Genomic DNA, 14,756 nt, shown 5'->3' on the forward strand with positions numbered 1-14,756 from the left:
AGCTTTCGACGCGGGGGATGTAATGCAAATGATGCCTAGTAATTGGCGGTTACGTACAATTACGATTTGTCGAGCAAATCACCGATCCGCTGCTCGCGTGCTAGATTACATATATTTTCGTCCGAGAATGGCGGAAATCAGGGAAAGTCCCTACCTCTACAGAAAACCTTAAGTCCCCGAATCTTCTGATCTTTCTAGCCCTCCCCACGGGATCAATGAGACGGGATGCAGTTTGTCGCTCTTCAGGAAAGAGGTTGTCGAAGCGAGCCAGGATCGGCTCCACGGGGAAGTTGTATTTACACAGCCGCTGTCGACGAAGCTCTTTGCTGGCGTGCTATTCATAATCATCGCGATTGGCGTAGTTTGGGTAAATGTCGGCAGCTATGCCCGTGTCGAAACGGTTCCGGGCATCCTGGTTACCGACGTTCCCAGCGCGAAAGTCGTGGCCCGGCAATCCGGCGTGATTGCAGAGATGCAGGTCAGCGAGGGCCAGATAGTCAAGCAGGGCGAGCGCTTGCTCGTTATCAACTCTGACAGGCAGACAGAAGCGGGCGGCGATGTGGCAAGCCGCAGCATCGGGGCTTTGACAGCGCGTCAACAGCTGAGTGAGGCTCAAGTCGCCATGGCAAGCGGGCGTGCGGCTGCAGAACGAACCCGTCTTCAATCTGTGATCGCCTCGGCTGAAGATCAAGCGCGCAACCTGACTGGCCAGATCGCCCTTCAAGAAGAAGTCGTCGCCTCTAATCAGCAAATCTTTGACCAGATCCAACAAGTCGTCGAGCGCGGCTTTGTCAGCAAGGTGGAGTTCGAGCGGCGTCGGCAAACGTTGCTTTCCTCGCAACAGAATCTCGCCACGCTCGTCCAACGCAGGATGGCAAGCCTCGCCGAAGCAGATCAAGCTCGCAGTCAGCTCGCCAGCGTCAATATCGATGCGGCTCAGGGTATCTCCCGTATTCAGGATACACTCCAGAGCCTGTCAGCCGAACAAGCCCGGCTGGAAGGTGAACAAAGCTATGTCATCACCGCGCCAATCGATGGGCGGGTAACCGCACTCGCGGCAGGGGTCGGACGCACCGCCAATCCGAATCGCCCTCTTATGGTGATCGTGCCGCAAGACGCCGAGCTGACCGCTGAGATTTACGCCCCCACTCGCGCCATCGGCTTAGTGGAGCCCGGTAAAGAAGCGCGGCTCCTGTTCGATGCCTTTCCCTACCAACGCTTCGGCAGCTTTGGCGGAAGCGTGAAGTCCATCTCGCGCATCGCGGTTGATCCACGTGAGACTGACATACCTTTTCCGTTTGAAGAGCCGGTTTACCGCGTTCGGGTGACCCTCGATCAGCAGACGGTAGAGGCATACGGCGAACCCGCTCCACTGCAGGCGGGGATGACGCTGCAGGCCAATATCGTTCTCGAACGGCAGAGCTTTCTCGGTTGGATACTCCAGCCCCTCAACGCGGTGTTGAATCGGAATTCATGAACAATCCGCTTGATCTTGTCGAATTCAGCGGGCGTCAGAAGACACCGTATATTCCGCAAGGCGAAGCGAGCGAATGCGCGCTGGCTTGCATCGCGATGGTGGCGGGCTTTCACGGTTACAAGACCGACCTGATTGCGCTGCGCCAGCGATACGGGATGTCGCTCAAAGGCGCGAACCTTAAACAGGTCATGCAGGTGGCCGAGGATATCGGTTTCAATGCACGGCCTCTTCGCGGTGAGATCGAGGACATGCCGCATCTCGCAATGCCCGCGATCCTGCATTGGAACCTCAATCACTTCGTTGTTCTGACCGCAATAACCGGCGGCGTGCGCGGCAAGCGCTATCACATCCACGATCCCGCTCGCGGCACATTGGTCCTGAGCGAAGACGATGTTTCACGGCATTGGACCGGCGTTGCGCTCGACTTGATCCGGTCGGAAAGTTTCAAACCGAAGATCGAGAAGAAACAGCTCAACATCACCCAGCTCTGGTCTAAAATGACCGGTTTCTGGGGCACGATCCGCCAGATCGTCTTGCTGTCGCTCGTGATGCAGTTGGTAGTGCTCGCCACACCGTTCTTCCTGCAAATCTCTATCGACACGGTCTTTCCGGCGTTTGATACCGACCTTCTGTTCATGCTGGCTCTGGGTTTTGGCGGGTTGACCATTGTGAACCTGTTGGCAAGCTGGCTGCGATCGCTCATCCTTGTGACGCTCTCAAACTCGCTGTCCTATCAAGTGATCGTCAACCTGTTCCGGCATCTGGTGCGACTGCCGCTCGACTATTTCGAGAAACGCCATGTTGGCGACATCATCTCCCGCTTTGGTTCAACGCAGCCGATTAGCCAGCTGATCAGCCAAGGCATGATCGCTGCCTTTATCGACGGCCTGATGGCGATCCTCACGCTGGCGTTGATGTTCGTCTATTCGCCGCTGCTGGGGGGCGTCGCTTGCGCCGCACTCGCGCTCTATGTCGGCCTCCGAATAGCATTTCTGCAATCGATCAAACTGCGCAATCTCGATGTCATCACAACGATGGCAAAAGAGAACTCCAACTTTATCGAAAGCGTGCGCGGTATCTCCGCGATCAAGGCATTCGGTCAGGAAGGCAATCGCCAGCGTCTTTGGCAAAAGAGCAAGGCTGATGCGGTCAATGCGCAAGTGAAACTGGGCCGGCTGCAGGCTGCCTTTGATGCGCTCGGCCAGTTTGTCATCGGCGGCGAGCGGGTGATCTTTGTCTATATCGCGATCACGCTGGCATTCGATTCCATCCTGACCGTCGGCATGATCTTCGCGTTTCAGGCGTATAAGCAGCAGTTCTTGGACGCAGGCATGCGGCTGACCGAACAGATGATCAACTATCAGATCGTGAAGGTCCACCTCACCCGCATATCGGACATTGCGCTGTCTCCGCTCGAAGAGGGCGAGGCCGAGAAAAGCAACGAAGAACCGGACTTTACCAAACCGCTTGTGCTCGACCGGGTGTTCTATCGTTACGGCACGAACGAGCCGATGGTGTTGCAGGGCGTGAACCTGACAATCGAGCCGGGCGAATTTATCGCGATCACTGGCCCTTCAGGCGGCGGCAAGACGACCCTGATGAAAATCCTGATGGGCCTGTTTGAGCCGACCAACGGCGCTGTGCGGTTGGGCGAGCGCCCGATCAGTTCCTATCGCAAAATCAAATACCGCCGCGCCATCGGATCGGTGGCGCAGGGCGATATGCTCTACGCTGGATCACTGGCTGAAAACATCGCGTTCTTCGATCCTGAGATCGATATGGAGCGCGTGCGCGAAGTGTCTCGGATGGCGCAGATCGACGGCGAGATCGACGCGATGCCGATGGGATACGAGACGCTCGTAGGCGATATGGGATCGGTCCTATCCGGCGGGCAATTGCAGCGCGTGCTGCTGGCGCGTGCGCTCTATCCCGATCCAAAAGTGCTGATCCTCGATGAGGGCACTGCGAACCTCGATGCCGAGAATGAGGCTAAGATACTTGAAACGCTGAAGGGGCTGGAGATCACGCGCATAGCGGTCGCGCATCGGCCAGCGACGCTTGAGGCAGCGGAAAAGGTCTTCGAGGTCAAAGGCGGGCAGGCAAGACCCATAAATCAGAGTTCAATCAACCGAGTTGGAGGGGGAGCCAGTAAACTAATTTTAGAATTTTAGAATTTCAATCATTCAACAAAAAGGGTTTTTACATGAAGCATGAAAACAGAAGCAAATTCAGAGTCCTTAATGAGGTTGAACTCGAAGCTGTTGGCGGTGGGTATTACAATGAAGACCCGATCCCGGATCCAATACAGGACGGCTTTCAAAACAGGCAGTCTGTTGCCGAGATGCTTGGCATCATGACAACGGGTGACGACGGTGGAGATGGCGGCAATGTGATCATTGTAACTGGAACAAGAGGTGGCGACTCAGGTGACAGCAATGGCTCTGGCGGCGGCGCATCCACTAGTTGGAGCTTTACGATGGGTCCGGATTACGATCTTCTTGATCCTCTTTCAGATATCAACATGATGCTCGGTCAGTTGATGTTGGACCCTACTGATGTTTTCTCAGGCCTTTATGACTGGGGGAATGGAGTGATCACTGGGACGTTTATCGATTCCCAAACCGGCGCAATGTTTGACGTACCTTATAGCGGTTCTGGACCAAATGCTGGATGGGCTTACTCTAGTGAAGGATCTTCTTCCAGCTCAACGAGCCAATCGGGCGATGGCGATGGTTCCTTTTACGGAGGCATGACATTCACCCCCATTGTAGGCGGAGGGTTCGGCCTTAGCGAAGGGGGCAACACTGGGCTATTCACCGTTGGCTGGGGCGGCACTCTAGAATTCGGCTATAGCGCTTCAGACGAGGTTGCTGCGGCCAATGCAGACAATAGTGGTCTACAGGTCCATACTGCTCCACTTTCATTTCTTACCCCAGCTCATTGGGCGACTATGTTAGGTGGCATTGACTTCGACTTGGATCCTTTGACGATAGGGTTCCAATTGAACACTGGAATCCAGTTCTCAATTGACGAGAAACACTCAGATGAGAGCGAAGGAGGTGATAGCCCTGAATCACCTCCATCACAGTCAGGTGAGAACACCGAAGCATATTAATTGATGTTGACAAGACAGGTCCCTAGACTTTTCTGGGGACCTGTCTTCGACTTTTGGTGCAACTCAAAACTGGAGATTTAGGTGCGGCTAGCCCATTCAATTATCGTACTGTGCGGCGTTCTTGCTAGCGCGTGCGCGGCTGAACCCAATGTTCACAAAAAAAGCCCATTGATTGAGGGCGTAATCGACAGAACGTTCTACGAGAAGTTGGAGAAAGCCATACGCGACGGCCATCGAAGAATCCGATTGCAAAGCCCTGGCGGTAACGAACAAATTGCTCTTGATGCGAGCGTTTTGATCGCTGAAAATAAGATGCACATCGATGTAGTGGGCGTATGTGCTTCATCGTGCTCCCAGTTTTTGCTCCCATTCGCTGACAGAATTAGCCTAAATCCGGAATCGGTCATTGTAATGCACGCCAACAGTTTTGGCATGGTAGAGCAGGGGTATGTGTCTTCTCAGACGCCTAGTTGGGATCTCGTTTCCGAGAATCACAGAAAAACTATCGATACGTTTAGTCGCTTCGGCGTCGATACAGCTTTTCTCTCAATCGCGACGCATGCATCACAACCACTTTGTTACCTTAAGCCAAGCAGTGAAGGGAGGCGTGAAAGGGTTGTCATGCAGTTTACACAATGGGCCCCAACCGTGGACGACTTGTTGGTTTTTGGCTGGAAATTAGACCAAAGCAGTGATCTCTCACTTACCCAATCCCCGGCTTCGATAACCAACGCTTTTGTGCCGACAGCTCGGATTCGATTTACTTCGCCAGGCCCGCATTCCCATGGTCGCGAAATCAAGTCTTGTGATTTGAAGAACTGATGCTTCAATTCCTGGTTCTCTTCTTTTCTTGCCTCTCAATCGCGACGCTAATTTCTTTGAAAATTTGGTCGCGCTACAAAATTCGTCAAATCGATTTATTATTGATTTTCCTTAATATCTTGATCTTGCCGACAGCTCTAATAATGTTTGATTCCACACCTGATTTTAGTGATAGTGCGTCTTTGTATGTCGGCATTTTAATTGCTGCGATAGCTGCAATAACCACAGTTATTTATACAGCAAAATGGCGAGAAGGGGTTAGCTTCATTGCATTCCAATTCGCTTTTATATTCGTCTATTTTGTGCGGTTCATTCAAGGGGTAGATCTTTTTTGACTGCTTTGCCCAAAGTTCGATTTCAACGTCATCAAGCATTTAGTTAGCCTCGATCGAAGAGCTACGAACATTTCAGTCCTGCGAGATCGATTGATCAAACTTCGCGAAAGTACGATGTCCGCTTTCACCTCGCCATAGTGGACGTTTGAAGAAGTTGGGAACTGTCCAATGAGCAGCCGTTCAATGGGTTTGGTTGAGGTCCGATGGCAAAATTGAATCGGCCAAAAGCGCTTTCACAAGGAAATCGTGAAAACGATCCAGCTTTGCACTTTGGGTTCTCTGTGGGGCAAACAGAAGTTTGGGCTACTCAAGACATATAACGCTCTGGCAAATAGGGCTATTCCTAAACCATTCCATCAAATTCGTAATGATGGGGTCAGAGGTTCGAGTCCTCTAAGCGGCACCACCTAATCTATGTGACTCATTTTGATGGCTGCGGAACGCTTGCAGACCATGTGCCTCATCGCAGCTGAACTAGGTCGGTATGCCGAGCGGGAAATGGCGGATGCGAACAGCCTAGCGTGATGCAGAGGGAGCGCCCATTTGCGCACCGTATAGCGTTTTGAACGCCTTTGTGCGTTCCTCAACCAGCCTGTTTTCCCTTTGGTGGTACAGAACGCCTGCGGCGATCGTGACAACGCCCAGCAATGCTAGAATAGTTGGGAAAGGTGCACCGCTCCATGAATGAAGAGCGCTGTATGCAACAATTAGCGTCCCCCAGATCATCACTGGCAGGCCCAGCCATGACCGGCCGAAAGTTTTTAGAAAATCCCACAGCATCATGCGGTTGTCAGTTTCGCGATACAAACGCGCATAACCTGCAACAGACCAATCCATGTCCCAGCCTTGCCGGCTCACCCGCCAACGCCGATAAATCAGCGCGCCCATCACAATAAGAAGAGCCATAGTGGTTGGTGTGCTTTTCTGGATCGCATAGGCGAGCGGGATAATGTCCGGAATAATGTCCCGTGCGTAGTGAAAGATAACGCTGCACCCTTGCAAAGCGGTGCAAAAGAGAGGCCAGAAGCGCCTCGCATTGAGAGCCAATGCCAGAAAGCCTGTCAGCCCAATGAGGTCCGACAGGACCGAGATTTGGTCGACCGCTGCAAATTCTGGCTGAGCACTTTTACCTGCGTAGCCCAGCGCTTGAACCACGAACATGAAAACGAAGGTAAGCACGCCGAATCGCTCTGGCACGCCGCCTTCCCTGTAGTTGGGTTTTTGACGTGCGCTTTCGATCCAATCCCAAAGGGCTAGCCCGACCGAGACAATCAGCGCGCCATAAATTACCGCAATACTGGTTTGTTCAAGGTCGGGCAGAGTCACTAGCCATTCACCAGTTTGAGTTTAGTGGCCCTAGCAGCGGGACATTCCCAAGGGAGATCGGCTTTGATAGCATCTTTCTCAGCGCGCGCATGTGCCAGAGCCAGTTTCTCACGGGCCTCATTCAGCCGCGATTGCGTGCCCGAGATGAAGTTGAGGGTCCGCTGACCGTCCAGCTGTCCCATATTGCTCTCCGTGCGAATGGTGCGGGCAAACGACGCCAGCTCGTCCATTTCGTTTTGCAGCCGATCGAGATTGTCCATCGCTTCGTGAAAGCGAATGCTCATTTCACGGCCCATCTGATCCAAATTCGACATTGTCTTGTCCTACTGCGCCAGGCGCGTTCAAGGTTTAGACGTTTGAGACACATATGAGCTGTGGTCCTGTGCAAAGTCGAGACCGGTTCGAGCAGCTGTCAGCAGCATCACAAGGATGAAGACAACGCCTGCCAACCGCCACCATTTGCCGCCAAGCTGAGCGTCCAAAACGTCAAGACGCGAGACCGGAACATCGGGTATCGACATATCCGTTGCGTCTTGATTGTCGTTTTTGGATTTGGCGGTATCTTTTCCAAGTCGGGAAATTCCACGTTCGGCTTTTCCGCACTCGTCGAGCAGCCTTTCGTATTCGATGACAGTCGGGTTCTTCCTGGATGTACCAAGCTTTCGGGCGGCTTTTTCAATATGAACTTCAACGGTCCGCTCGCTTATGCCTAGGCGAGCGGCGATCACCTTGTTCTCCAGCCTTTCAAGCGCCAGATCGAGCACTTGAGCTTGGCGCTGCGTCAGCGACGAAAGTGGATTGGTGGCTTGATTCTCGTCCATTGAGGAAGTGCTTTAGCAGGTCTCGAAATGGGACCAAGACTCTCATAGTGAACGGGCCAATGGCTTCGGTTGCAGCTTTGCGCATCCTGGAACGAAACGAGGCGCCGCCGGGAGAGTGTGGCGGCGCCTCGCAAACCGACGATTGTCAGTCTTTGGCGTTATGTTTGCGCGAGCTTAGAAGCGCAGTGTCGCACCGAAAGTGATGCGGCGATCCGGAAGGCCTTGGAAGCAAAGCAGCGCGCCCGAATTCACACAGCGTTGTGTGATGTCGGATTTGGTCAGGTTCACACCTTCTGCGCCAATGTTCAGCCATTCGGTCACGTCATAGGTGACACTCGCGTTCAGCTGACCACGGGCTTCCGTCACTGTCGGGAAACCGAGGGTCGAGTTGAGCGATGCGCCGCCTGCTGTATCCAGCGTACGGAAAGCATCACGCCATGTGTAACGTGCGCGAGCCGACAGGCCGTACTTCTCGTAGTAAAGCGTCGCGTTGTACGCATTTTCGGAGAAGTCGAGCAGACCCTGAACCGCGGTTACTGGAACCGCGATGCTTGGGTTGATCGCTTGGAAGATGTCTTCGCCGCGACCGGAGTTGCTGTTGGTCGCCTGACCGCCACCAAATTCTTGGTAGGTGTAGTTGGCGATCACACCAAAGCCCGATGCAAAGCCCAGAACGTCTTCGAACTGCGAAAGATCGTACTGGAACGCAACTTCGATACCGGTCTGGGTCGTCGTTGCCGTGTCATTGATGATGGTTTGCAGCGGAACACAAAGGCCATTGCCGATCGTTGGCGACAGGACGTTGCGATCTGGAACCGGGTTAAAGATACCGCCACCTTCGCATGGGTCGGTGATGTCGCGGAAGCCGTTGGCATCTTCGACTGCATCTTCAACTTGGGTCACGAACAGGTTCGTACGATCCTTATGGAAGAAGCCGACACTGATCAGAGACGACGGTGCAAAATACCATGCCAGCGAAGCATCATAGGATTGCACGGTTTCCGGTGCCAAGTTCGGGTTGCCGAGTGACACTGGATTGTTCGGCCCGGTCGGGAATGTCACCGAAAGCGACAGATCGTTAAAGTCCGGACGGTTGATGTCCTCGGTGTAGCTTGCGCGGAACACGAGATCATCGGTGATATCCGCAATCAGGTTTACACGTGGAAGCCATTCATCATAGCTGCCGCGCGAGGTGATCGGAGAAACGACGCCATTGGCGACTGTGTTACCGAACGAGTCGATTTCCGAGCTGACCCAACGCAGACCGATATTGCCGCGGATTGGGCCGCTTTCGAAGTTCAACTGCCCGTAAACGGCGCTGGTTTTCTCTTCGATACGGAACGAGCCGGACAGGTTACCAGATGCGTTTGGATCCAGATCGCTGAGCAAACGGCTACCGCTCGCGATGCGAGCCTGACCGCCCGGCGTCGAATCCAATGCTGCCTGAAGTTGGGCGAACACCGCATCACGCTCAGAGAACGCACGGTTTGGATCGATCAATACGAAGTTGCGGAACGCAAGCTCGCGCCCATCGGCATCACCAAAGTTGCTTGGGCCAGCGACAAGCAGATCGGAGAACAGTGTACCGCTTGGGCTGTTTGCAATCGCGCCCGTTCCGAATGTGGAGCGGAGCTGGTCAAACTGTGTCGAGGAATCGTTGAAACGATAACCCAGATCGAACGAGGTGAAGAACGGAGTGAGGTCTTCCAGATCGAGCGTGGTGTCGATGCGGAAAGCGGTTTCTTCGTTCTGCGTGCGGTTGTTGCTGTTTGTAACCGCATCCAGCACAACGTTGGCACCGCTAAGATCGGTCAGATCAGCGACCGTTGGTGCAAATGGCGAGTCAAAGTTCACACCGAATGTCAGCGAACCGCCCGAGAGATCATAACGGAAGGGAACGCTGTTGTCGTTGCTCGATCCGTCAAGAGGGGTCAGCGGGTTCGGGTTGATAAAGTTGAGCGTGGTGCTCAAATTCGGGTTGCTCGAATCTGATGTCGAACGCGATGCTTCGAGACGGGCAGAGAAGCGGCCAGTTTCAAACTCGGTACCAAGGCGGTAGAGTTCGCTGGTCGTTACACGCGCGCCTGTGTCGCTTGAAAAGCGCAGGTTTGGATCATCATCGTCGCGTGTAAGGTTTGGCTCGATGACGCCAACGAGCGCTGCTTCGATTGAACCCAGTGCGACACCGTCCAGCGAACCGAAGTTCACAGTTTCAAACTGATCGGGCACGTTGTTGAAGCGCAGCGAGCTGACGCCCGAACCTTGAACGCGCGAACTGTCCTGCGTCCGCGTTTGATCGTTGTAGATCGTGTCGAAGAAGAACATCAGATTATCGTTCGGCGCGTATTCGATCGAACCGGCGAAGTTGATGGTCTCATACTCGAAGTTTTCGAGTTCTTGGTTGAGGAATTGAATGCCGAGATAGTTAAACGCCGGGCCAGGTGATCCGTCAGCAGCAACGCCCGCACCTGTCAGAACCACGGTGTCACGGTCGACACGTGGACGGAACGAGGTTGCTTCCTGTTCGGAATAGCTTGCGCTGAGAACGATGCCGAGCTCGCCGTCACCCACCTGCCAGACATCGCCGAAGCTGCCCGAGATGCGCGGAGTTACGCTATCGGAAAGTTCGCTGTATTCGCCTTGAACGCGCAGCGAGACGATCCGGTCGGTGATGTCGAGCGGGCGAATTGTGCGCAGGTTCACTGTACCACCGACAGAACCTTCGATCGTGTCAGCAGTAGGTGCCTTGATGACTTCGACCGAGCCGATAATGGCCGGGTTGATGTCTTCAAAGCTGATGCCGCCGCGGCCTGTACCTGCGGAAACGGTTTTGACGCCGTTGATCAGAACCTGGTTATCGTTGGTACCACGGATCTGGACGCCGGTGCCGACACCCGCAGTACGGGTAATCTGAACGCCGGTTACGTTTTCGAGCACTTCTGCAAGGTTTTGGTCTGGCAGTTTACCGATGTCTTCCGCTTGGATGACTTCGACGATGCTATCTGCGTTACGTTGTTCGTTGAGCGCGCTCGCAAGCGAGCTGCGAATGCCGCTGACAATGATCTCTGTACCTTCGTCGCCATTGGCAACTTCGGCCGTTGATTCGCCGTCTTGGGCAAGCGCTGCTCCTGGAGCAAATGCGATGGCCGAACCAGTCATCAAGCCCGCAAGAATGCGCGCCTTCTTTGCGGACAGGCTCGCGCCTCCGTTCCGATACTTCATTGATAATCCCCTCACAGTGGTCTTCGTTGTTATTTTTGCCGAAGCATAATTGTGAAGTCCAAAGTGTCAACCAGAGTGACAGGCGTTTATCCATTTGGGTGTATACCAATTTGTATTCCACACCTTTCTGTTTATAAACAGACACTTGCGAGTATTTTGCCCGGAGCGTCATTACCGAATGGTCAGTCCGTGGCGGGGCTGTGTGACAAATTTGCACGCCTGCTCGGCTATTTATACTGAAGTTTGTGTGCAGGCACGGGCGGATACCCCCGTACGGTCTACCATGGCTGCAAAATTGGTATGACACCTTGGTTGACAAACATGGGCTGGACTCTATCCATGGTGCCATAAACATACCTCAGGGAGGGGGCAAAATGACTGTTCGTGCTACTTCGCGCGGCGCTTCGGCGCGCATTTCCATATCAGCTACTCTATTGGCGGGGGCCGCATTTGTGGGTGCGCCAGCGCTTGCGCAGGATCAGGCTGCAGATGAAGAGCCGGTCGAAGTGGCGGAGCAAGATGGTGGCATTGTTGTTACCGGTATCCGCGGCACTATTCAGGGTTCGATCGAAGAAAAGCGCAATTCGACAGAAGTGTTCGACGCGCTTTCTGCCAATGAGATTGGCGATCTTCCCGCGCTCTCGATCGGTGAAGCTCTTGAGACGCTAACTGGTGCCGGTTCGCACCGTGAGCAAGGCGGCGCTACCGAGATTTCGATTCGCGGTTTGGGTCCGTTTTTGAGTTCGACTGTTATCAACGGCCGCATTGCCTCGAACGGTTCCGGAGATCGCTCAGTCAACTTCAGCCAATTCCCTTCCGAGCTGTTTGACAAGGTGGGCATCTATAAAACGCAGGCGGCCAGCTATGTCGAAGGCGGCGTCGCAGGCCAGATCGTTCTCGAAACGATCAAGCCTGTCGATTATGGCAAGCAGCGTATCCAGGGTGAGTTCAAGCTCAATATCAACCCGGACAATCTGGATATTGATCCAGACCAGCGTTTCCAAAAATTCGGTTACCGTGCAACCGGCAGCTATGTTGATCAATGGCAGCTCGGCGATGGCGAGTTTGGTATTGCGCTTGGGTATCAGCGCAACTCCACGACCAATCCAGAGCAAGAGGCAAACGTTTCCAATACGATCCGTGCCTGTGTGATTGATCCAAGTACGACCAGCGACGGCGTGTTCGATGACGGGAACTGCGACACCAGCAGTGGCACGATTGACGGTTTGCGTGATGGCACGGTTGATCTGCCATTTGTGATTGCGCGCAACAGCTATGCTTTGCGTTCGAACATCACCGAAGATACGCGTGACGCTGTCTTTGGGGCGATCCAGTACAAGCCAAGCCCACGCGTCGACATCAACGCCGATTTCCAATATTCGAAGCGCCTTTTCAAAGAGCAGCGTAGCGATCTGAACTTTGCTGAAGGTCGCCGGATTGATGGTCCGGGTGATCCGAACAAGATCCCTGGTGTCGAGCTGACCTTTACCGAAAGCGGCGCTTTGCGTTCATTCACTAACGAGCAGCGCGTTGAGGCTGTGAGTGAATATCTCGAGCGTGACGAAGAGTATTATGGTGGCGGCCTCTCGATTGATGCGCAGGTCAGTGACCGTTTGACCGTATCACTTGATGCTTCTTACTCGCGCACTCAGCGGGTTGAAGAGGCGGTTCAAATCCGCTTCCGCACCGAGGATGGTGAGAGCATTTTCGGAAATACCGATGCGGACGGCAACCCGTTCTTCCCAGAAGCGTTCGAAAGCGATCAGACGCCTAACGCTGGTCGCACCAACGGTACGGATGACCGGATTGAGACCGCAGTTCTTATCCAGCAGAATGGATCTGAAGGTCTGAACTTCATCACTCAGAACTTCGATGTGACTGATTACACTCTGTTCGCGAACGATCCTCGTTTGCGTGCCGATCTTGAGCAGGATCGTTTCAATGAAATCTGGGCTTTCCGCGGCGATCTCGAATATGAGATGGATGGCTTCTTCAGCTCGATCATGGGCGGTGCCCGTTATCAGGAACTGGTCTATCGCGACGTGCCGGGTGCCCGGGGTAGCGCGGATGACAATCTGAGCCGGTTCGAGGAAACATATAACGACACCGATGGTTCAGGCGCGCTTTTCGTGGCCAACCAAGAATGCCGTACAAGCTTCCCGGAAACCGGGTTCCTTGGCTCGATCTCGGGTGGCAACCCTCTGATCACCAATGTCGACCTTGACGGAAATGTTCTCAGCACATCGAACACTTTTGCGACCTTCGATGCACTTTGCATCGCGCAGGTGCTTGAACGCGAAGATCCGCGCGGTCTCCAGTTCGACGAAGACGGTGTTCCGATTTATCTAACCGGCGACTTCGACTCGATCGACAACACCGATGTCGAGGAAACGAGTTGGGCGGCCTACGCTCAGGCTAATTTCGATGGTGATCTCGGTAGTCTGCCGATCCGAGGTAACGTAGGTGTCCGGGTCGTTGGTACAGACATCACGACAAGGGGTTTCCGTGCTGATTTGTCCGTTCTGTTTACCGCAGCAGATCCAACCGATCCCAACTCGGCCGATGAATTCACGGTTGTTCAGGATACGGGGACACTTGTTACCAACGTAACGCGTGGTTCTTACACCGAGGTTCTGCCTAGCTTTAACCTTGTAGCCGAGTTCCAGCCTGATCTTCTTGGTCGTGTCGGACTGTATCGTTCGCTTTCGCGCCCAGATCCTTCGGATCTCGGTAATGGACGGACTTTCAACACCAACAACGATGAATTCACCACCGCGCAGCAGGCTCTGACTGGCGGCATCGATAGTGTGACGGCCACTGGTAACCCGGCTACCGACCCGCTATTGTCCTGGAATGTGGATGTTGGCCTCGAATGGTATCCGAACGCGGATACGATCCTTGCCTTCAATGCATATTACAAAAGCTTCAACGGTGGTTTTGAAACGGCGGCCATTACGGAAACCTTCAACATTGAAGGTAACGTGGTTGATCTGCCGGTTCTGACAATCAACACAACTGATGAAACCAGCACCATCTACGGCATCGAAGTCACAGCAGCGCACCGGTTTAGCTATCTGCCTGCTCCGCTTGATGGTCTCGGTTTTAAACTGAGCTACAACTATGCGGACTCAAACTTCGAATTCGAAGATGATACGCTGGGCGCGATCACGACAGTTGATGTGAACAACGTTCAGACAACCAGCAATGGTTTGATCCCGCCTTCGAACCTGTTTGGTTTTTCCGAGCACGTGTTCTCCGGTCAGGTCTACTATGAAATCGGCGATTTCGACTTCCAAGGAGTCTACAAATACCGGAGCGACTACTTCCAGCAGTTCGTCTCCACTCCGGGCCGCGTTCGGTATGTCGATGACGTAGGCGTCTTCGAAGCGCGTATGTCTTATGAGTTGAACAGCAACGTCCGGTTCTCGGTCGAAGGGATCAACCTCTTCAACGAGCCGCGCACCAACTTCCGCGGCGCACCGGACGATTTTGGCGCGATCCAAGTGTATGGCCCGCGTTACTTTGCTGGTGTTCGGGTCAAGTTCTGACCCTTTAGGCTGTCGCCGCCGTAGGGGTACAGGCGGCGACAGCTTTTCAACGGGACTGGCAATTCAAAGTGGTTTTGTGCAAGGCTTGTT

General features: G+C 53.9%; 8 protein-coding genes. 4 read left to right on the top strand and 4 right to left on the bottom strand.

Annotation, left to right across the window (positions count from 1 at the left end):
* The first annotated feature begins 331 nt into the window (after positions 1-331).
* From MWU39_RS01620 to MWU39_RS01630, 3 genes are read left to right on the top strand one after another with little or no spacing between them, the layout of a single operon-like run.
* Positions 332-1,477, top strand: coding sequence for an HlyD family efflux transporter periplasmic adaptor subunit (locus tag MWU39_RS01620; RefSeq protein ID WP_247158229.1), 1,146 nt, complete (start codon positions 332-334; stop codon positions 1,475-1,477).
* On the top strand, positions 1,474-3,648 hold the full coding sequence (locus tag MWU39_RS01625) for a peptidase domain-containing ABC transporter (protein WP_247158230.1): 2,175 nt from the start codon (positions 1,474-1,476) through the stop codon (positions 3,646-3,648). The genes MWU39_RS01620 and MWU39_RS01625 overlap by 4 nt, the downstream gene beginning before the upstream one ends.
* A gap of 32 nt (positions 3,649-3,680) precedes the next feature.
* Entirely contained in the window at positions 3,681-4,592 is a 912-nt protein-coding gene (locus tag MWU39_RS01630; protein ID WP_247158231.1) for a hypothetical protein, read from the top strand.
* Between the two features lie 1,673 nt (positions 4,593-6,265).
* On the opposite strand, the gene MWU39_RS01635 is transcribed toward MWU39_RS01630, so the two are convergent.
* From MWU39_RS01635 to MWU39_RS01650, 4 genes are all read right to left on the bottom strand, one after another.
* Positions 6,266-7,075, bottom strand: coding sequence for a hypothetical protein (locus MWU39_RS01635; RefSeq protein WP_247158232.1), 810 nt, complete (start codon positions 7,073-7,075; stop codon positions 6,266-6,268).
* Positions 7,075-7,389 (bottom strand): hypothetical protein, encoded by a 315-nt coding sequence (locus MWU39_RS01640; RefSeq protein WP_247158233.1) that lies wholly within the window; start codon positions 7,387-7,389, stop codon positions 7,075-7,077. Before MWU39_RS01640 ends, MWU39_RS01635 begins: the two co-directional genes overlap by 1 nt.
* A 27-nt stretch (positions 7,390-7,416) precedes the next feature.
* A complete protein-coding gene (locus tag MWU39_RS01645) occupies positions 7,417-7,896 on the bottom strand; it encodes a helix-turn-helix transcriptional regulator (RefSeq protein ID WP_247158234.1) in 480 nt (159 codons plus the stop codon).
* 174 nt (positions 7,897-8,070) lie between these two features.
* On the bottom strand, positions 8,071-11,118 hold the full coding sequence (locus MWU39_RS01650) for a TonB-dependent receptor (RefSeq protein WP_247158235.1): 3,048 nt from the start codon (positions 11,116-11,118) through the stop codon (positions 8,071-8,073).
* 374 nt (positions 11,119-11,492) lie between these two features.
* On the opposite strand from MWU39_RS01650, the gene MWU39_RS01655 reads away from it, so the two are divergent.
* A complete protein-coding gene (locus MWU39_RS01655; RefSeq protein WP_247158236.1) occupies positions 11,493-14,666 on the top strand; it encodes a TonB-dependent receptor in 3,174 nt (1,057 codons plus the stop codon).
* Positions 14,667-14,756: the final 90 nt, after the last annotated feature.

This window comes from Erythrobacter sp. F6033 (assembly GCF_023016005.1).
In the GTDB taxonomy this organism is placed as follows: Bacteria; Pseudomonadota; Alphaproteobacteria; order Sphingomonadales; family Sphingomonadaceae; genus Erythrobacter.

Bases quoted from the DNA above. Each gene is read 5' to 3' on its own strand.
- MWU39_RS01625 (WP_247158230.1), top strand. From the start codon at position 1,474: ATGAACAATCCGCTTGATCTTGTCGAATTCAGCGGGCGTCAGAAGACA.
- MWU39_RS01630 (WP_247158231.1), top strand. From the start codon at position 3,681: ATGAAGCATGAAAACAGAAGCAAATTCAGAGTCCTTAATGAGGTTGAA.
- MWU39_RS01640 (WP_247158233.1), bottom strand. From the start codon at position 7,389: ATGTCGAATTTGGATCAGATGGGCCGTGAAATGAGCATTCGCTTTCAC.
- MWU39_RS01645 (WP_247158234.1), bottom strand. From the start codon at position 7,896: ATGGACGAGAATCAAGCCACCAATCCACTTTCGTCGCTGACGCAGCGC.
- MWU39_RS01650 (WP_247158235.1), bottom strand. From the start codon at position 11,118: ATGAAGTATCGGAACGGAGGCGCGAGCCTGTCCGCAAAGAAGGCGCGC.
- MWU39_RS01655 (WP_247158236.1), top strand. From the start codon at position 11,493: ATGACTGTTCGTGCTACTTCGCGCGGCGCTTCGGCGCGCATTTCCATA.